Here is an 18874-nt window from a genome sequence, read left to right as displayed (position 1 = left end):
GCGTATCTTGTATCGGAACGGCCGGCAGAGGGATGCGCCGAAGATAGCACCGGCGGCATGGGGAAATATTTCGCTGCCATGATGATGGCTATTCGGGCGCCCCGATGACGCGCCATTGTCATAAACTACCGCTCAACCCGCCGTTTCCCGGTGTTCGACACGCCACCAGAGCGCCCCACCCATGCAAAGACCCCGCGAACAGATCGACGCCTACCTGCTGCGGGTGCTTCATACGCTGCTGACCGAACAAAGTGTCTCGCGCGCCGCGCTCAAGCTGGGCCAGTCGCAACCGGCCATCAGCAACTCGTTGCGCCGCTTGCGCGAGATCACCGGCGACGCCATTCTGGTGCGGGGCAAGAGCGGCATGGTCGCCACCGAACGCGGCCGGGAACTGCTGGGCTACGCCACCGATGCGCTGGCCGCCATCGAGCGTATCACGCATCCCAGCACGGAATTCGCGCCTCAGACCACCACACGGGCGTTCCGGCTGGGCGCGCCCGACTATCTCGACGCCGTCTTCCTGCCGAATATCGCCGAAGTGCTGCGCCGCGACGCACCCTCGGCGCGACTGCATGTCCAGCCAATCAATGCCGGGTTCGATTACGCCGGGGCGCTGGAGAACGGTTCGCTCGACGTGGTGATCGGCAACTGGCTGGAGCCACCGCCGCAATTGCATATGTCGCGTTTGTTCGACGACGAAGTGGTCTGCATGCTCGGCGCGCAGCATCCGCTCGCCAACAAGGGCATCTCGCTAAAACACTACCTCGAGTTGCCGCATCTGGCGCCGATGCCTTACGTGGCCGAGCGCCAGAGCTTCATCGACGGCTATCTGGCCGAGCAGGGCCTGCGTCGCAATATCCAGATGACGATGCCGTACTTCGGACTGGTGCCGTACGTGCTCATGCGCACCGATCTGGTGTTCACGACGGGACGCCAGTTCGCGCAGCATTACGCGCGCTATCTGCCGATTCGCGTGGTGCCGTCGCCGATCGACTTCCCGCCGATGCGTTTCTATCAGCTATGGCATGAGCGCACCCACGCCGCCCCGGAGGTGACGTGGTTGCGGCGGCGCATTGCCGAAGTGGCCACGGAACTCGACGCCGCGACCCGGGCTGCAACGGATGCGCCGGCGCTGGTGAGACCCTGAGAGGAAGGCGTTCTGGTGTCTTAGCGTCTTAGCGCAACGAAATGGCGCGGCGGGGGCGATGCAACGCGAGCGACAGGAAAATCACGACGAACGCGGTGAGCGACCACATCGGCAGCGTCAGGCCGAGGATCGGCGGATACAACGTCTGGCACATGCCCTGCACCCGGAAGACCTGCGGCAGCAGTCGCGAGGTCGGCAGGTTGTCCACGAACGCTTCGACGACGTCGTAACCGCAACTCACCATCGGATTGGCCTGCACATAGATCAGATAGGCCGAAGCGGCCATGCCGCCAATGGCCGAGAGTGCAGCGAGCACGCGCGCGACCTGAATGCCCGCCCATCCGCGCGAGAGCGCGCCCACCAGCCCGAAGATCGCGATCAGCACGAGCGCGTAGCGCGCCAGAATGCATAGCGGACACGGGTCTTCGTGAAGCACGTACTGGAAGTACAGGGCGCCGCCGAGCAAGGCAAGGCAAACCACGGTGAGCAGGAGATACAGCAGACGTTCGCGGCGCAGGGCCGGGTCGATTTGAGCGTTCATTTCACTTCGGGGCGGTAGACCGTCACAAATCCCGCAGATCCCCGCATGACGCCGGGCGGCAGGCACTTGGGCTGGGATTGTAACCCCAGCCCAAGCCGCGTGTGAGTTGAAAAGTTACGGAACTTTTCACCCCGAAATCAGACGCTTGCGTTGCCCTTCGAGGGTCAATGGACGACAAGTCCGGCCGAGCGCAGCGCGTGTTCGATGGCGCGCGCGACGGGGAACAGACGTGCATCGTCGCCCGACGCGCCGCTGGCCATCAGACCGATTGGGGCGTCTCCCGGCGCGTGGCACGGCAGCGAGAACGCACAGCCGTCGATCATGTTGATGGCGGTGGGGTTGCGCAGGACCAGCGCGTTGGTGGCGGTGAAGGTCTCGTCACTGGCTTCGAGCGCGGCAATGGCCGGAGGCGTGAGCGGCACGGTCGGGCACAGCACGGCGTCGAAGCTTTGCCAGACGGGGTTCGCGGCGGCAATGAGGGCGGCCCGTGCATTGAGCAGGTCGATGTAGTCGGCCGCGCCTGCCGGCTCCCCCTTGCGAATGCGCACGAGCACGCGCGGATCGTAGCCGTCTGCGCGTTCGGCCAGCAGCTTGCGATGCCAGGCATAGGCCTCGATGGGCGAGAAGCCGAAGCGGTTGATGACGGGCAAGTCATTGAACGGGGCGAAGGTGAACTCGACTAACGTGGCGCCGGCTTTGGCGAGCGTGGCGAGGGCACGTTCGTAGGTGGCGAGGGCTGCCGCCTCGGCGCCGTCGAGCACCACGTTGGTCAACACACCGAAGCGCAGGCCGCGCACGTCGCGCGCCATGGCGGGCGATTCATCCACCGTGTGGCCCGAGAGAATGGCATCGACCCTGGCGCAGCAATCGACCGAGCGGCCGATGGGCCCGACGGAGTCGAGCGACGTCGACAGGGGGAGTGCGCCGTCGCGCGGCGTGCGAGCTGCCGTCGGCTTGAAACCTGTCAGCCCGCAAAATGCCGACGGGATGCGGATCGAGCCACCGGTATCGGTGCCCAGACCGACGGCGGCCATGCCATCGGCCACGGACGCCGCAGCGCCCGACGACGACCCGCCGGCGATATGTCCGACCTCACGTTGCCACGGCGAGCGCGGCGTGCCGTAGTGCGGATTCAGGCCGAGCCCCGAGAAGGCGAACTCCGTCATGTTGGTACGCCCGACGATCACCGCCCCGGCCTGACGCAGGCGCGCGACGGCAAGGGCGTCACGCGTGGCGGGGGCTGCGTCGGCGAGCACCGTGGAGCCGGCACGCGTGACCTGCCCTGCCACGTCGAACAGATCCTTGACCGAGACGGGGATGCCCATCAGCGGCGACAGGCGTGTGCCTGCACGGCGCAATGCGTCGAGTCCGTCGGCAGCCTCGCGCGCGGCTTGCGCGTCGACATGCGTGAACACGACCTTGCCCTGCCCGGCCGGGTCGGCGATGCGCGCGAGCGCCTGCTCGGTGAGGGCGCGGCTGGTGGTGCGTCCGGCGTCGAGCGCGGCGGCGAGTTCGGACAGGGGGCGTTGCAGATCGATGGCGTCGATGCTCATGTTCAGATCGCTTTCAGAATATGGGTGCGGAATTCTTCGATGTGACGGGCGATGGCCCGTCGGGCCCGCTCGCCGTCGTGCGCGGCAAGCGCTTCGAACAGTTCGAGATGCTCTTCATAGACGCCCTCCAGATGGCTGGGCGTCGACAGGGCGAGAAACCAGAAGCGCAGCGAGCGCTCGTGCAGACCGCGCAGCAACTCTGCGAGTGTATGGTTGCGCGAGGTCCGCGAGATCGCGAGATGGAAATCGCGGTCGATACGCATCATTTGCGCGACATCTCGCGTTGCAATGGCCTCGCGCGACCCCGCCAGGACGGCGCGCATGGCGGCGAGGTCGCCCGGGGTTGCCGCTCGCGCCGCGAGTTCAACGCAATACGTCTCGTTGATCATGCGCACGTCGATGATCTCGAGGGCGTCGTTCAGCGAGACGGGCGCGACCATCGCGCCTTTGCGCGGCAGGATCACCAGCAGCCCCTCGAGCGCCAGCCGGTGCATGGCCTGGTGCACCGGTGTGCGTCCGAGTCCCGTCGACTGCATCAGTTGCGCTTCGTTGAGGATCTCGCCAGGGCGCAGACGCAGCGTGATGATGTCGTACTTGATCGCTTCGTAAGCGCGCTCGGTCAGGCTGCGGCCATCAGGCGTCGTTGGCGAAATGTCGGTGGCCGTTACTGCATCGGCATTGTGACGTGACTCGAAGGCTGTGTCGTTGGGCATGGGAGCAAGGGCAGTCAGTCGGCGATCGCCAGCGCCTGCGTGGCGTAGCGATGCCGGATCGTGCGGCCGAGGACCGGGTCGTGCAGTTCGATCTCGAACTGCTCGCCGCCCGCTACGCCGCCAATGGCAGCGAGTGTGCCACAGAACATTGCCGCGCCCGACGGCAAGCCCGCCGCACCGAGCTTCGCCATCAACTCCTGGGGCGAGAGCAGACCGGCGACGGTGCCTTCCTGATACAGGCGCCGCTCTCCATCGCGTGTCACCCAGGAGCGCAGTTCCAGTCGATCCCAATGGGCGGCGACATCGGCAAGGTGCCACGCGTCGCGGGCGAGCGGCTTGGCGCAGACCTGCTTGGAGACGGTCACGCCATAAGCCTCCACTTCGCGGTCGGTGTGATCCGAGCCCACGCTCACGAGCAGCGTGTCGCCCTGACGCACGAGCACGCATTCGGCTTCGCCGCTGCTCGTCTGCCCAACGACGTCGATGGCGTCGTCCTGAGAGAGCAGGGCGGGTGCGAGACGGTAGAAGCACGGCGTGCTCGACGGGCGGCGCACGCCCAGCGTGGCCAGCTCGGCGATGTGATGCTCGACGGCTGCCGCGTCGCGTCCGGCCCATCCGGCCACGATCAACGTGTCGAGCGCGACGTCGACATGGACAGCGACGGCGTCACGTGAAATGGCGGGCACCGCAAAGGACAAGCGAGAACTCATACGTCGACAACTCCTGTGAAAGACACACCGACGCATAGCGGCGCCGGGAACGACGGGAACGCACCTGCGTACGCCGGCATGGCGGTGCAAGTGAAATTCGTTTGATATATTTGTGATATTTCACATGCGGAGGAGACAAAAAGCAAGAAAAAAAATTTCAGACAACAACGTGAAAAACGGGAATTTTTTATGAAAAGCCCCGTCAATCTTGGGTTGCACGCGTGTCCAGCCATCGCGTATATTGATTCGGCGCCGGTTTCCGGCCGAATATTCGTCTGATTTGCGGTTCCGGTGTGCGAACCGGAGGCCCCACTGGGGTTCGCAGAAGGTCGTTTCGGTGGCAAATCTGCCCGGGCATTCGGAAGCGGAAAGCGGGAAGCCGCAATCAGGATTCGCGATCCGGGCGGACGGGGCAACCCGGGCGAGCGAACGCAACGTCTATCAAGTCGGCAGGGGGCAACACCTGACCGGCTTCCCACCTTCATCAAGCATCACGCCTTGTATCTTCGCAGCGTCTTTATCGGGATGCGGCGCGTTCCGGGCGTGGGGTCAAGAACATCAATATCGGCGCAACGCGCTGCGGGGAGAACGTATCGGATGCATCACGCCATCGACTTCATTCAGGATCTGGCCGTCATCATGCTGCTGGCGGGCATCGTGACGGTCATCTTCAACCGGTTCCGGCAACCGGTCGTGCTCGGCTATATCGTGGCTGGCGTGATCATCGGGCCTTACACGCCGCCGTTTGCGCTCATCCATGACGAGAAGACCATCGGAATCCTTGCCGAACTCGGTGTCGTGTTCCTGATGTTCTCGCTGGGTCTGGAGTTCAGTCTGCGCAAGCTTGCGCGGGTGGGCGTGACGGCGTTCGTCGCGGCCATCACCGAGATTGTGCTCATGCTCTGGATCGGCTACGAGATCGGCCGCTTCTTCGGCTGGAAGGCGATGGACTCGATCTTTCTGGGCGCCATGCTGGCCGTCTCCTCGACGACCATCATCGTCAAGGCGCTCGATGAACTCGGCATGAAGCGGGAACGTTTCGCGCAACTGATCTTCGGCGTGCTGATCGTGGAAGATGTGCTCGCCATCGGCATGATCGCGCTGCTCTCGGGTATCGCCATCAGCGGTCAGGTCGACGCCGGCGAGGCCACCTTCACGCTGGGCAAGCTGCTGCTATTCATGGTCGTGTCGCTGGTCGTGGGCATCTTGCTGGTGCCCCGCATCCTGGCCTACGTGGCGAAATTCAAGAGCGACGAGATGTTGCTGGTCGTCGTGCTCGGCCTGTGCTTCGGCTTCTGTCTGCTCGTCATCCAGATGGGGTACAGCGTGGCGCTCGGCGCGTTCCTGATCGGCGCGATCATGGCCGAAGCGCGTGAACTCCACACGATCGAACGGCTGGTTGCACCGCTCAGAGACATGTTCAGCGCGGTCTTCTTCGTCACGATCGGCCTCTTGCTGGATCCGCACGTTCTGGTCACGTACGTGTGGCCGATCCTCGTGATCACGGTGGCCGTGGTGGTAGGCAAGATCGTCTCGTGCGGGCTCGGTTCCTATCTGTCGGGGCAGGACGGGCGAACGTCCATGCGTGTCGGCATGGGACTCTCGCAGATCGGCGAATTCTCGTTCATCATTGCGTCGCTCGGGCTCTCGCTCAAGGTCACCAGCGACTTCCTCTATCCGATTGCCGTGGCCGTCTCGGTCATTACCACGCTGCTGACGCCGTATCTCATCAAGAGCGCCGATCCGTTCACCGGCTGGCTGGGACGGGCGATGCCGGGCCGTCTGTCGTACGTGCTCGGGCAGTACACCCAGTGGCTGCAAAGCATTCAGTTGACGGGAGACAGCGCCACGATCGTGACGATCGTGCGTCGCATCGTCGTGAGCGTGGCGATCAATCTGGCGCTTGTCGTGACGATTTTCCTGGGCGGCGCCTTCTTCTATCGCCGTCTTGCCGAACTGATGAAGCCATGGGTCTCGGATCCGAGCCTGCAAAGTGCCGTCGTGTGGGGCGGCGCACTGGTGCTGTCGTTGCCGTTCCTGATCGCGGTGTATCGCAAGCTCAAGTCGCTGTCGTTGTTGCTGGTGGAACTGTCGGTACCGCCGAGTCTGACGGGGCGCTACACGTTCCAGGTGCGGCGCGTGGTGGCCGAGATCCTGCCGATTGCCGCCATGGTCGGCGTCATTCTCCTGGTGGCGGCGCTCTCGGCGAGTATCCTGCCGTCCACCGAGATGATCGTGCTGATCGTGGCAGGGACGGTGGTGCTGGCCATCCTCATGCGCAGCTGGTTCGTGCGGATGCACGCCAAGCTGCAGATCGCCCTCAAGGAAACGCTCGAACACCAGCCCGACGGCGAGCATGGCGGTGGCGGATCGTCGTCGCATTGAGGCTGCATGAGGGTTTGACGATGTGCCAGCACGTCTGAAAATGAAAAAGCCCGCCAAGGTCATCCTTCGGCGGGCTTTGTTCCTTTGACGAACGCAAACGCAGGAAGCGCGCGTCGGTGTCGGCCACCGATGCGCTTCGCTTTCCGTCTTCGCTTCGCTTTCCGTCTTCGCTTACGCCTTCTTCGGCGGGAAATCGAAAATCAGGCAAGTCGTCGTGGCGTGAGCGTACAACGTGCCGTCCGGCCCGACGATACGGCCTTCGGCGATACCGACCTGACGCCCCGCCTGGATGACTTTGCCTTCGGCGCGCACGAGCGGAATGTCGCGCGTGAGGGCGCGCACCATGTTGGTCTTGAGCTCCAGCGTGGTGTAGCTGCGACCGGCGGGCAGCGTCGAGTGAATGGCGCAGGCAACGGCCGAGTCCAGCAGGGTGGCGAACCAGCCGCCGTGAATCGAGCCGAGCGGGTTGTAGTAGGGCAGCGCCGGGCGTCCCTGGAAGACGGCCCGGCCGTTGGCGACTTCGACCGCAATGAAGCCGAGCGTTTCGCTGATCGGCGGCATCGGGAGCTTGCCCGCGAACATCGCATCGAAGATCTCCTGACCGGACAGGCCGATCACGTCGGACGGCGTCGCCACGCCGTAGCGCGCAGGACCCGCTTTCGCGATGCGACTGCGCACGGCGGCTTCGTCGGCTTCCCATTGCGCCAGAACAGCGGCGGCATCCGTGGCGTTGTCCGGCTTCGTGTTCATGATCCCTTCCTCGTAACTTTTATGATGCTAGGCATTCGGCTTGTCTGGGCGATTATAGGAGTGCCCGCGCTCGATGGCTCATTTCGCGTTAGAGGGAAGCGTCGACGGCAAGCGCGCTGGACGCGCTTGCCGTCGGGCCTCGAGACCGAAGGGGGCAAACCGGCCGGATCGACTGCATCGGCCGGGCCGCGCCGTTGGGTGACTACGCGGATCAGGCTGCCTGCGCGTGGCCGAGGCGGTAGTTCGCCAGTTCGTCGATGGTGAGGATCGGCAGATCGTGCTGCCTGGCAAAGCGCTCGATGTCGGCGCCGCGCGTCATCGTGCCGTCCGGGTTCATCAACTCGCACAGCACGGCAGCGGGCTTCAGACCGGCGAGAATCGCCAGATCCACGGAGCCTTCCGTATGACCGCGACGCGTGAGCACGCCGCCCGGCTGCGCGCGCAGCGGGAACACGTGACCCGGGCGCGACAGGTCGGACGGTTGCGCGTCGTCGGCGATCGCTGCGCGAATCGTCGTTACGCGGTCGGCGGCCGACACTCCGGTGCTTACGCCCTGACGCGCTTCGATCGTCACCGTGAACGCGGTGCCGTAACGGCTCTGGTTCTGCTCGACCATGGGCGGCAGATCGAGGCGTCGGAGCGTCTCGTCAGGCAGGCAAAGACATACGATGCCGCTGCATTCGCGGATCAGCAGGGCCATCGTGGCGGAGGTGATTTTCTCGGCGGCGACGATCAGGTCGGCCTCGTTCTCTCGATCGAGATCGTCCATCAGGATGACGGGACGGCCTTCGCGCATGGCGTCGAGCGCGGCGCTCAGGCGGACCTCGACCGGCGGCAGATCGGCGAACGCCGGGTAGGCGTGCAGATCGTCGGTCGATGCGGTGTCTTGCGATGCCGCTTGGGGATTGCGGTTGGTGCTGGTGGACATGAAACGCTCCTCGCGTAAGTCAATCGGGCGAAAAACGTTTTCGGGGCATGCGAACGGACGTGACCATGGAACGGCATCCCATAGCACGCGGGTGTCGACGCATCTTCTCTCATCCGGACTATGACCGTCGGCTCTGGCTTCGCACCAGATCTGCTGACCCCGCCGATGTCGCTCAAGCAACGCTGGCAGGCGCTCGCGGGCTCATGACGGCGCAGCGAACTGCGCGGCGTCACATACCGCCGGTGGGGACTTTCACCCCGCCCTGAAGACGTGTATTGCCGGACGTATGTCGCTTGGCGGTGAATCCTGGTGACTCATTGCGCGGCGTCATTGCGTATTCGGCGAGACAGAGCGTAGCACAAGGTGTTACGGCTTTGCAGCGAAGGCCGCGCGGCGCGCGTGGGAATGGACCGACGCCGGACATTCATCCGGCGCCGATCGCGCCGACCGCGCCGATCGGGGACTTAGTCCTGCGTGCCTTTCACCGTGTAACCGGCTTCCGTAATGGCGGCGCTGACTTCGGCGGGCGACAATGCACTTTGCACGTCGACACGTCCGGCGCCGAGATCCACGTTGACCTTGGCGTCGGCATCCCGCTCGGTGATCGCACGCGTGACGGCCTTGACGCAATGACCGCAGCTCATCCCTTCGACTTGCACTTGCATGTTGCTCTCCTTGAAAGCGTTTCGGTTGCACGAATGTCACTGATCAGTGACACAAATCATAGACCTTCCCACGGCAGTAAGCTCAAGCGCTTTTTTCGGATGAATCGGGTAACGGGTCAGACGTCCCCCAAACATGGGCGGTTCCGGTGGCGCTATCGTGGTGGACGAGTGCTTCATGAGTCGAGCTGGGAAGGCCCGGAACGTGACACGCAACAAGGTGCCAGACAGGGCTTGACCTTCCTGTCATGGCAAGGTCTATGCTGTGACGCATGATGACAGTCCTCACGGAGGCTCATAAATGACTCAGAACTGGTCGGTCGGTATCGAAGGCATGACCTGCGCGTCTTGTGTGACGCGGGTGGAGAAGGCGTTACGGCGTGCCCCTGGTGTGGCAGATGCCAATGTGAATCTCGCTACCGAAACGGCAGCCGTCGAAGCGAGTGCCGACGTCACGCCTGCGGCCTTGCTGAGCGCCGTCGAGGCGGCAGTGAGCGACGCCGGATATCAGATCGCAGAGCAATCGTTCGAACTCGCCGTTGGGGGCATGACCTGCGCGTCCTGCGTGGGACGTGTGGAAAAGGCGCTGCGTAACGTGCCGGGCGTGATCGAAGCGAACGTCAATCTGGCGACCGAGCGTGCGGCGGTGCGAGGCGTGCGCGGGGTCATGGACATCGCCATGCTGACTGCGGCAGTCGAGAAAGCGGGGTATGAGGCGTCTGTGGTGTCCGATCCGGCACAGGTCCACGCGACCGAACAGGGCCCGGCATGGTGGCCTGTGGCCGTGGCGGCGGTGTTGTCCCTGCCCTTGTTGTTGCCGATGCTCGTCGAGCCGTTCGGTGTGCATGTCATGCCACCGCCGTGGGTGCAGTGGCTGCTTGCCACACCGGTGCAGTTCTGGCTGGGCGCGAGGTTCTACCGCGCGGGCTACAAGGCGGTGCGGGCCGGCAGCGGCAACATGGATTTACTCGTGGCGCTGGGCACGTCGGCGGCATATGGTCTAAGCCTGTACGAATGGTGGCGTGCGCCTTCCGGCGCCATGCCGCATTTGTATTTCGAAGCGGCGGCGGTGGTCATCACGTTGGTGCTTTTGGGCAAGTGGCTCGAAGCGCGCGCCAAGCGGCGCACTGTGGAGGCCATTCGGGCGCTGGCGGCGTTGCGTCCCGAAACGGCGCGGGTGCTGCGCGATCCGCACGGTGCCGCCAGCGAGGTCTCGGTCCCGCTTGCGCAGGTCAGTGTGGGGGATTGGGTGGTGGTGCGCGCCGGTGAGCGAGTGCCGGTCGACGGCGTGATTCGTGAGGGCGCGAGCCAGTTGGACGAGTCCTTGCTGACCGGAGAGCCGTTGCCTATCGACAAGGCCGATGGCGACAAGGTCGTGGGCGGTTCGATCAACGGTGCGGGCACCCTGCGTGTGGAGACGACGGCAGTCGGGTCGGACACCGCGCTGGCGCGCATCATCCGCATGGTCGAAGATGCTCAGGCCGGCAAGGCACCGATCCAGCGTGCCGTGGACCGGGTGGCGGCAGTGTTCGTGCCGGTGGTGGTCCTGATCGCCATCGCCACTGTCGTTGGCGGGTGGCTTCTCGGCATCGGGCTTGAGGCGGCATTGCTCAATGCCGTAGCCGTGCTGGTGATTGCGTGTCCGTGCGCGCTGGGTCTGGCAACGCCTGCGGCCATCATGGTCGGCACGGGCGCGGCGGCACGTCAGGGCATTCTGATCAAGGATGCCGAGGCGCTTGAACTGGCGCATCGCATCAATGTCGTGGCCTTCGACAAAACCGGAACGCTAACGGAGGGCAAGCCACGTCTGGTCGCTTACCTGCCTGCCGAAGGGACAACGGCCGAAAGGCTGTTGCAGTGGGCCGCCGCGGTGCAGTCCGGCAGTTCGCATCCGTTGGCCAAGGCAGTCATGTCGGCGGTCGAAGAGGCCGGGCAGACGTCGGCGGTGCCGGTGGCATCCGACATTGCGGCATTGCCGGGCCGTGGCATGCGGGCGACGATTCGGATCGCATCGGAGGCCGGTGCACAGCGTGCGCACATGCTCCAACTGGGAAATGCGCGCTTGCTCGATGAAGTCGGCGTCTCGCAGGGGGCGCTGGCGCCGGAGGCAGCCAGACTGGCTGATGAAGGGCGTACGGTGTCCTGGCTGATCGAGACGGGCGGTGAGCAGATGGGCGAGTCCGCCCGGGCGCGACTGCTTGGGCTGCTGGCGTTCGGCGATACGCTCAAGGCAAGCGCCCGGCCCGCCATCGATCGTCTGCATGCGTTGGGCGTGCGTTGCGTCATGGTCACGGGCGACAACGCGGGAAGCGCCCGGGCGGTGGCGCGCGCGCTGGGCCTCGACGAGGTGCACGCCGACGTACTGCCGGAACACAAAGCCGACGTCATCACGCAACTCAAGCGCGACGGCGCGGTCGTAGCCATGGTCGGTGACGGCATCAACGATGCCCCGGCGCTGGCGGCGGCCGATGTCGGTATCGCCATGGGGTCGGGTACCGACGTGGCGATGCAGACGGCGGGCATCACCTTGATGCGCGGCGATCCGTTGCGCGTGGCGGATGCCATCGACGTATCTCGTCGCACATGGTCGAAGATCCGTCAGAACCTGTTCTGGGCGTTTGCCTACAACGTCGTGGGGATTCCGCTGGCGGCGCTTGGGTTGTTGAGTCCAGTGATTGCCGGGGCGGCGATGGCGCTTAGCAGCGTGAGTGTCGTCAGTAATGCGCTGCTGCTGCGTCGGTGGCGTCCCGCCGACCAGGGCGGGGGAGCAGCGGGATAGTGCAATAGCGTGGCAGGGGGAGTTTGGCAGACGGAGCCGGGCGACCGGAACAGGCTCGTGAGCCCCGCCGCGTCGGCGTTTGAGGGCGGTTTGCCCCAGCACAAGGGGAACGGCGCATAATGAAATTTTGAGGGGCGACGCACCTGCGGATACCGTAGATTGCGTTGCCTAAATCTTTACCTGTCTTGAAATTCGCCGAAAGCGGCATCATCTAGTTGATATCGTCTGTCTTCCGGCACGGAGTCGATGCTGCCGAATATGAATAGTCTGCATATCGCGAGTTACAACATTCACAAGGGCTTTTCCGCGTTCAACCGCTTGCGCGTTCATGAGTTGCGCGCGGGGTTGGAGGGGCTTGCCCCGGATCTCGTCTTCCTTCAGGAAGTCCAGGGTATGCACCAGCGGCATGCGGTGCGTCATAACAATTGGCCGGTGCAGCCGCAACACGAGTTCCTGGCGGGGGCCATGTGGCGCGACCACGCTTATGGCCGCAACGTCGTCTACGAACACGGTCACCACGGAAACGCGATTTTGAGTCGTTATCCGATCGTTAAATCGGACAATCACGACATCACGACCTATAGTTTCGAAAAGCGCGGCATGCTTCATTGCGAAATCGCCGTGCCGGGATTGTCACAGCCGCTGCATTGCCTGTGTGTGCACTTGTCGCTTGCCGGGCAGGGCCGCCGGCGCCAGTTCGAAATGCTCACGGAGCGGGTCGCCGACGCGATTCCTGCGGATGCCCCGCTGATCATCGCGGGCGACTTCAACGACTGGAGCAATCAGGCAGACCGTTTGCTGGCCGAAAAGCTGGCGTTGACGGAAGTGTTCCAGAATAGTGTCGGCCGTCCGGCTCGCAGTTTTCCGAGCGGATTGCCGCTTTTACGACTTGACCGCATCTATGCGCGCGGTTTTCATATCGAAGGGGCGCAGGTTTTGCACGGGCGCCCCTGGTCGCGGATTTCCGATCATGCGCCTATCAGTGCACGACTCGTGCTGTCGGACACCGAAAAGGCCGTGAACGGCTCCTCTCTCCCGTCGTTCAACCCTCGTTCCCCCCAGTGAGGTCGCCATGAACATCGGACAAGCGGCACAGGCCAGCGGCGTTACGGCCAAGATGATCCGGTACTACGAAAGTATCGGCCTGATGCCCCCGAGCCCGCGCTCCGAGGCAGGTTACCGACGTTATGGCGAACAGGATCTCCACCTGCTGCGCTTCATTCGTCAGGCGCGTCGCCTGGGTTTCGGCATTGACCAGATTCGCCAGTTGCTGGCGCTGTGGCAGGATCGCGGGCGCTCCAGTGCGCAGGTGAAGGCGCTGGCGCAATCGCACGTCGACGACCTCAATCAGCGCATTGGCGAACTGGTCGCCATGCGTGACACGCTCTCGCATCTCGCCATGCACTGTCACGGCGACGACCGGCCGGATTGCCCGATTCTGGAAGGGCTGGCAGCCGCGGAATTGCCTGGCAACCCCGCGGTGAAAGGCGAGGGCGGCTCGAATACGATGGCCGCTTGTGGCACTGCGGCACATTCGACCTCCGCACCCGATCCGGGCGCTACCGGTGCCGCAAACGGTGGGCTGGTCGGCGAGGGCGACGCGCAGGTGGCGCGGCACGTCCCGTGAGGGGCGAAGAGGATGCAGGGACATGACAGGGATGTCATGACGCCCGCGATTCTTTTCCATGACGCGCCGCACCAGCGGCGCTTTTTTTGTCTTCCGGATTTTGATCGTCCCCTGCGACAGCGTGCCGCGGAGCCTTGTCCGGATGTGGTGTGAGTTATTTAAGTATTTGATTTTAATAAAAATTTACAGGAATCGACTCCATTCGAAGTGACGCTCTAGCAGATTCTGTTGGTTTTTCCCATATAGGGGCTAACCCTTAACGGGAAAACCCTATATAATGCGAAACACTGCTGCGATGCAGCACACTAATTGAAATGGAGAAACGTCATGTTTGCCGCCCTGTTTGAAGTCGTGAACACTTGGTTCGAAACTGCTGAGCGTCGTCGTCGTGAAGCGTTCCTGGCTGAGTCGAAGGACATCATTGAGCTGGAACAACGTATCCGCGCGCTCGAAACCGCCGGTTACTAAGCAAGTCTGAAGTCCTTCCGGACGAACGGTCGTCGCTGGCGCAGCCAGGCAAGTCGATCGTCTCATCGGGCGATTCCCGTCATTGTGTAATGACGTGCGACGGCGCCCAGCCGTGAGTCCGGATGCCGTCCTGCCGTTCCGGGATTGGCACGAATAAGCCCGCCGTTTTGGCGGGCTTTGTCGTTTACGCTTCTTCCAGGCTTCATTTCCGCCTCGTTTCCGCCTCGTTTCCGGCGTCCACACGTCCCGGTGTGCGTTCTTCCCCAAATCAGCACAAATCAGTGCAGGTCAGCGCAAGCCATGGTGTGCCCCGGCGCTGTTCCCCCGCCGGGGCATGTTTGTTGACATGCGAAGGCCTCGCATCCGCGAGAGAGCAGGGGCTTAGTCGGTGCCGTACTTTGGCGAGCGTGGGCCGTAAAGCATGCCATTAGGACGTCCGGCAGACAGCAGGCGTGCGTTGGCGGTGCCCGCGACCGCATAGCCCGCGTTCGACACGCTGTTGACGATCTGCTTGACGGCCGCAGTGATCAACATGCCGATCAGACCGCCCCCACTGTTGTTGTTGCCTTCGTTGTTCGACGCGCTGGCTGCGCCGCTCCAGAGCTTCGCCCCATTGCGCAGATCGATGAGCTCGGCGGAGACCGTCACGACCGTAGCGCTGTCGAGCACCATGTACTTCGTGCCGTACTGCGAAATCTTGATGTAGAGCGCGGCGTCCGCCCCGAAGATTTCGCGTAGCTTGGCAGGGCTGATCTGATGGATGTCGCCAGCCACGCTCAGGCCGTTCTGACGGAACGACTCGTCGACCAGTGCGACCGGCATCACGTAGTAGCCAGCTTCGCCGAGCGGCACGGTGACCTGCGACAACACACTGTAAGTCGCGTCGATATCCGGTGATTCATTGAGAGGCGGCAGCACCAGAATCGACTTCGGTTTGCTTTCCTTGAACGCGGTGTAGTCGTACGGCCTGGCTTGATGCACGGCGCAGCCGGTCATCACGGCGGCCAGCGCGGCGACCATCATCCATTGACACAGTCGGGCGATCATTGCTTGGCCTCCGTGGTCTTGTTCTTGAGCAGGAAGTCGATGTAGTTGGCAGACTCGGGGAACAATTGCTTCTCGATCCGGAATTGCTCGACCATCTTGTCGGACTTGCCGACCGACGCATAGAGCAGGCCCAGGTGAGCGTGGTAGCCGGGAGGCGCTGCGTTATTGGACGCCTTGATCTTTTCCAGATCACGCTCCAGGGCAATGATCTGCGCTTCCTTCGGTTCACCCTTGAAGTACTCGTAGACCTGCGGCTGGTAGCTTTCCCAGTCGTAAAGGGGTTTGGGCTGCGTGGCGCAGCCCGATAGTGCGACGATTGCGCCGCAGGCGATGGCCGCCACGGCAAGGCGGCCAAATGACATGGTGCGATTCATGACAATAGAGATCCTGGCAGACATGCCGCCGCTTGCGCGTCGATCGCATCGCGTTCGAACCCGCATGATGTATTGACGTGCGAGATCGGGCGCATGAGATGTCACGCGCTGCGGCATGCGGCAAAAGAGGCGTCGGTCGGTTTACTTGCCGGGCTTCCAGGCGCCGCTTTCGATGCCGGCGACGAGGTTGTTGACGGCTTCACGCATGGCGAGGTCGAGGACCTTGCCGTTGAGCGTCGAGTCGTAACCCGCCGTGCCGCCGAAGCCGATGACTTCGCGGTTGGACAGGGCAAACTCGCCGGCGCCGCCGCTCGAGTAGACAACTTCCGACGTGGCGATGTCGACCACGTTCAGGTTCACCTTGGCATAGGCGATTTGTTCGCGGCCGCGGCCGAGAATGCCGAAGAGCTGCTTGTCGCCCACTTCCTTGCGGCCGAACTCGACGACATCACCGGTAATCACGTAGTCGGCGCCCTTGAGCGTTTGCTTCGTTTTCTTGATGTCGGCTTCCTGACGGATCTCGGCCATGTTGTCACGGTCGAGCACATTGAAGCGATTGGTTTGTTGCAGATGGGTAATCAGGATCGTCTTGGCCTGACTGCCGAGGCGGTCGACGTTATCGGAAAAAACGCCGCGCATATAAGCGGAACGGTTATCGAACTTGCCCACGGCGATCGGCGTGCGCACACCGACGTACGGACGGCTGGCACTTTCGACCTTGGCGACTTCCATGGAACGCGAACTTTCGGTAGCGCAACCGCCGAGCACTGCCACAGAGAGCGTGGCGGCGCCGAGCAGCGCAAAGCTGAACTTCTTTTTATGCACGGTGATACCCCTGAGTGTGATGTGGCCCGCCAGGCGATACGTAGCGACATTCGACATTCGTAGCTCGTCGTTCGTACCAGCCCGCGCGGACATCTGATGCCCCCTATCGTTTGTGAGTCACTGTTGTTATAAGACTTGATAAGGGGGGCTGATGGTAGCACGCGTTTTTGCCGTGTTGTGACGGTAGCATCCGTCGCGCCGTACCCTTGCGTCAGGCAGCGAATGTGGCTTGGCGATACACTCGGCGAGTCGTTCCCCTCACACCCCTCACCGTTTCGACAGGAGTCTCGCCGTGGCCGATATCGAAGCACGTCCGCCCCTTCCGCCCTTTACAAAGGAAACAGCAATTCAGAAAGTCCGCATGGCTGAGGACGGATGGAACTCGCGTGATCCTGCGCGAGTTGCGTTGGCCTATACCGTCGACAGCCGTTGGCGCAATCGTGCCGAGTTTCCGCGTGGACGCGATCAGATCGTCGAATTCCTGACACGCAAATGGCAGCGCGAACTCGATTACCGGCTGATCAAGGAGTTGTGGGCGTTCGCCGACAACCGCATCGCGGTCCGGTTTGCGTACGAGTGGCGAGACGATTCGGGCAACTGGTTCCGTTCGTATGGCAACGAGAACTGGGAGTTCGATGCGCAAGGGCTGATGGCCGTGCGCCACGCCAGCATCAACGATTCCCGTATCGCCGAGAGTGATCGCCTGTTCCGCTGGCCGCTGGGACGCCGTCCCGACGATCATCCGGGGTTGAGCGATCTCGGTCTTTGACAGGCGTCGTCCGTCTCCGGGTTTGCAAGACGAAACCCATGGACGGCGTGAAGCGCGATGGCGGCACGACGATACCGTGCCGCCATCGTGTCAATTCAGTCCAAAGATCAGTAACAGGTTGGTGCCGGTAATCACGACGAAAAGGCACCACGCAAACGCCTGCGTCGGGCGTGCGATCGCATGGCCTTTCATCACGCGCGGGTCGCTGACCGAACGAATGAGCGGCCACATCGCGAACGGCAATTGCAGGCTGAGCAATACCTGACTCCACACGAGTAGCTTGCCTACCGCACCGTCGCCGAGCCACAGCACACCGAGCAGCGCGGGCACGAGCGCAAGGCCGCGCGTGATCAGCCGACGCTGATAGCACGGAATCCGGGTGCGCAGGAAGCCGTCCATGATTACCTGTCCTGCGATGGTGCCGGTAAGTGTGGAGCTTTGTCCGGAAGCGAGCAGCGCTAGGCCGAACATGAACGCCGCGGCGCCCCCCGCAATCGGCGTGATCAACTGATATGCCTGTTCGATATCGGTGACGTTGGTCTGCCCGCTGGCATGAAAGACCGAACCCGCAAGAATCAGAATTGCCGCATTCACGCACATGGCGATCAGCAGCGATCCCCAGGTATCGATACGCACCAATGCGAGCGTGTCGCGTACGTCGCCCCGCTTGCCGCCGATCACCCGCCGGGTTTGTACCACGGACGAGTGCAGATACAGGTTGTGCGGCATGATCGTCGCGCCCACGATGCCCAGCGCCAGCACGATGGCGTCGCGCCGGTCATGACTGGGTGCGCCGGGTACGAGACCTGCGGCGACGGCATGCCAGTCGGGCGGCACCATTGCCACTTGCGCGACGAAGCAGAACGCCATTGTGCCGATCAGTCCGAAAACGATCGCTTCGATCTGACGAAACCCTTTGCCTTGCAGGCCGAGCACGATCATCGTGTCGAGCGCCGTGAGGACGATCCCCCACGTGATCGGCACGCCCAGCAGCAACTTGAACGCCAATGCGCAACCGAGCACCTCGGCGATATCGCACGCGATGATGGAAATTTCGGCGGTGATCCATTGCACGAGACGCCCTGTGCGACCGTAGCGTTCGTAGCTGGCCTGGGCGAGATCGCGCCCGGCGACCAGTCCCAGCCGGGCCGCGAGCATTTGAAGAAAGATGGCCGCGAGGCTCGATAGCGCCACGACCCACAGCAACGAATAGCCGAATTGCGAACCGGCCTGAATGTCCGTCGCCCAGTTGCCGGGGTCCATATAGCCGATGGCGACGAGCAGGCCGGGACCGGCGAAGCGTTTGAGTTTGACCCAGCGCGATTGGCGCGCGTCGATGACGATGCTGCCCTTGACCTCCGAGGGGCAGAAGGGGGCGGTGGCGGTAGTCGGGAGCGGCATGAGGGGCGGCTTTCGTGCGGGTTTTCGTGCGGAATTTATGCGGAGCTTGTGCGGAGTCTGTGCGGTTGTCGTGCAACGTCGCTCACGTTAGCCGGGCGGGCGTTCGCCTGCAAGCGGCATCGACGTTATTGCCAGCGCATGGAAAGGCCGTCAAGGCGTCATGAACTGCTATACTGTACATTCATACAGTATTCG

Annotated in this window: 17 protein-coding genes, 1 pseudogene and 1 riboswitch; of the genes and pseudogenes, 7 read left to right on the top strand and 11 right to left on the bottom strand. The window is 63.2% G+C overall.

Features of this window, described 5'->3' with window-relative positions; all coding sequences use genetic code 11:
- Positions 1-181: 181 nt before the first annotated feature.
- The gene (locus UC34_RS16855) at positions 182-1147 is read left to right on the top strand and encodes a LysR substrate-binding domain-containing protein (protein WP_044456456.1); all 966 of its coding nucleotides are present in this window, start codon (positions 182-184) and stop codon (positions 1145-1147) included.
- 28 nt (positions 1148-1175) lie between these two features.
- Here the strand turns inward: UC34_RS16855 and UC34_RS16850 are convergent, their stop codons facing one another.
- From UC34_RS16850 to UC34_RS16835, 4 genes are all read right to left on the bottom strand, one after another.
- Positions 1176-1688: a disulfide bond formation protein B gene (locus tag UC34_RS16850; protein WP_044456455.1), complete on the bottom strand. Its 513-nt coding sequence runs from the start codon at positions 1686-1688 to the stop codon at positions 1176-1178.
- A 164-nt stretch (positions 1689-1852) separates the two neighbouring features.
- Positions 1853-3241, bottom strand: coding sequence for an amidase (locus tag UC34_RS16845; RefSeq protein ID WP_044456454.1), 1389 nt, complete (start codon positions 3239-3241; stop codon positions 1853-1855).
- Positions 3242-3243: 2 nt separating this feature from the next.
- Positions 3244-3954, bottom strand: a complete 711-nt coding sequence (locus UC34_RS16840) for a GntR family transcriptional regulator (protein ID WP_084070752.1) — start codon at positions 3952-3954, stop codon at positions 3244-3246.
- Positions 3955-3968: 14 nt separating this feature from the next.
- Positions 3969-4664 carry a DUF2848 domain-containing protein gene (locus tag UC34_RS16835; RefSeq protein WP_044456453.1) on the bottom strand — a complete coding sequence of 232 codons (696 nt, stop codon included), beginning with the start codon at positions 4662-4664 and terminating at the stop codon, positions 3969-3971.
- A 597-nt stretch (positions 4665-5261) separates the two neighbouring features.
- Here UC34_RS16835 and UC34_RS16830 point away from each other — a divergent pair.
- A complete protein-coding gene (locus UC34_RS16830) occupies positions 5262-7049 on the top strand; it encodes a cation:proton antiporter (protein ID WP_044456452.1) in 1788 nt (595 codons plus the stop codon).
- A 171-nt stretch (positions 7050-7220) separates the two neighbouring features.
- Here UC34_RS16830 and UC34_RS16825 read toward each other — a convergent pair whose 3' ends face one another.
- The 3 genes from UC34_RS16825 to UC34_RS16815 form a co-directional block, all read right to left on the bottom strand.
- Positions 7221-7799, bottom strand: coding sequence for a PaaI family thioesterase (locus UC34_RS16825; protein ID WP_044456451.1), 579 nt, complete (start codon positions 7797-7799; stop codon positions 7221-7223).
- Between the two features lie 211 nt (positions 7800-8010).
- Entirely contained in the window at positions 8011-8727 is a 717-nt protein-coding gene (gene ribB / locus UC34_RS16820; RefSeq protein ID WP_237165132.1) for a 3,4-dihydroxy-2-butanone-4-phosphate synthase, read from the bottom strand.
- 97 nt (positions 8728-8824) lie between these two features.
- A riboswitch (FMN riboswitch) is annotated at positions 8825-9001 on the bottom strand.
- Between the two features lie 190 nt (positions 9002-9191).
- A complete protein-coding gene (locus UC34_RS16815) occupies positions 9192-9392 on the bottom strand; it encodes a heavy-metal-associated domain-containing protein (RefSeq protein ID WP_044456450.1) in 201 nt (66 codons plus the stop codon).
- A 298-nt stretch (positions 9393-9690) separates the two neighbouring features.
- Between UC34_RS16815 and UC34_RS16810 the strand changes: the two genes are divergently transcribed.
- From UC34_RS16810 to UC34_RS16795, 4 genes and pseudogenes are all read left to right on the top strand, one after another.
- On the top strand, positions 9691-12168 hold the full coding sequence (locus UC34_RS16810; protein WP_044456449.1) for a heavy metal translocating P-type ATPase: 2478 nt from the start codon (positions 9691-9693) through the stop codon (positions 12166-12168).
- A gap of 258 nt (positions 12169-12426) precedes the next feature.
- Complete coding sequence (locus UC34_RS16805; protein ID WP_084071037.1) at positions 12427-13233, top strand: endonuclease/exonuclease/phosphatase family protein; 807 nt, start codon at positions 12427-12429, stop codon at positions 13231-13233.
- A 7-nt stretch (positions 13234-13240) separates the two neighbouring features.
- Positions 13241-13630 (top strand): annotated as a pseudogene (gene cueR / locus UC34_RS16800) (Cu(I)-responsive transcriptional regulator); the annotation flags it as partial.
- A 492-nt stretch (positions 13631-14122) separates the two neighbouring features.
- Positions 14123-14263 carry a DUF3563 family protein gene (locus tag UC34_RS16795; RefSeq protein ID WP_072617503.1) on the top strand — a complete coding sequence of 47 codons (141 nt, stop codon included), beginning with the start codon at positions 14123-14125 and terminating at the stop codon, positions 14261-14263.
- Positions 14264-14644: 381 nt separating this feature from the next.
- Here the strand turns inward: UC34_RS16795 and UC34_RS16790 are convergent, their stop codons facing one another.
- The 3 genes from UC34_RS16790 to UC34_RS16780 all read right to left on the bottom strand — a co-directional run bounded on the left by UC34_RS16790 (position 14645) and on the right by UC34_RS16780 (position 16566).
- Positions 14645-15310 (bottom strand): DUF799 domain-containing protein, encoded by a 666-nt coding sequence (locus UC34_RS16790; protein ID WP_044456448.1) that lies wholly within the window; start codon positions 15308-15310, stop codon positions 14645-14647.
- On the bottom strand, positions 15307-15672 hold the full coding sequence (locus tag UC34_RS16785; RefSeq protein ID WP_418303907.1) for a DUF4810 domain-containing protein: 366 nt from the start codon (positions 15670-15672) through the stop codon (positions 15307-15309). The genes UC34_RS16790 and UC34_RS16785 overlap by 4 nt, the downstream gene beginning before the upstream one ends.
- 153 nt (positions 15673-15825) lie before the next feature.
- A complete protein-coding gene (locus UC34_RS16780) occupies positions 15826-16566 on the bottom strand; it encodes a CsgG/HfaB family protein (RefSeq protein WP_084070749.1) in 741 nt (246 codons plus the stop codon).
- Between the two features lie 304 nt (positions 16567-16870).
- Between UC34_RS16780 and UC34_RS16775 the strand changes: the two genes are divergently transcribed.
- Positions 16871-17278, top strand: a complete 408-nt coding sequence (locus UC34_RS16775; protein ID WP_044456446.1) for a nuclear transport factor 2 family protein — start codon at positions 16871-16873, stop codon at positions 17276-17278.
- A 90-nt stretch (positions 17279-17368) separates the two neighbouring features.
- Here UC34_RS16775 and UC34_RS16770 read toward each other — a convergent pair whose 3' ends face one another.
- A complete protein-coding gene (locus tag UC34_RS16770) occupies positions 17369-18679 on the bottom strand; it encodes an Nramp family divalent metal transporter (protein ID WP_044456445.1) in 1311 nt (436 codons plus the stop codon).
- Between the last annotated feature and the right edge of the window lie 195 nt (positions 18680-18874).

The sequence above is a fragment of the Pandoraea vervacti genome (assembly GCF_000934605.2).
Classification (GTDB): domain Bacteria; phylum Pseudomonadota; class Gammaproteobacteria; order Burkholderiales; family Burkholderiaceae; genus Pandoraea; species Pandoraea vervacti.
Note: the sequence above shows the minus strand (reverse complement) of the source record. Positions and strands in the feature narration are given on the sequence as shown.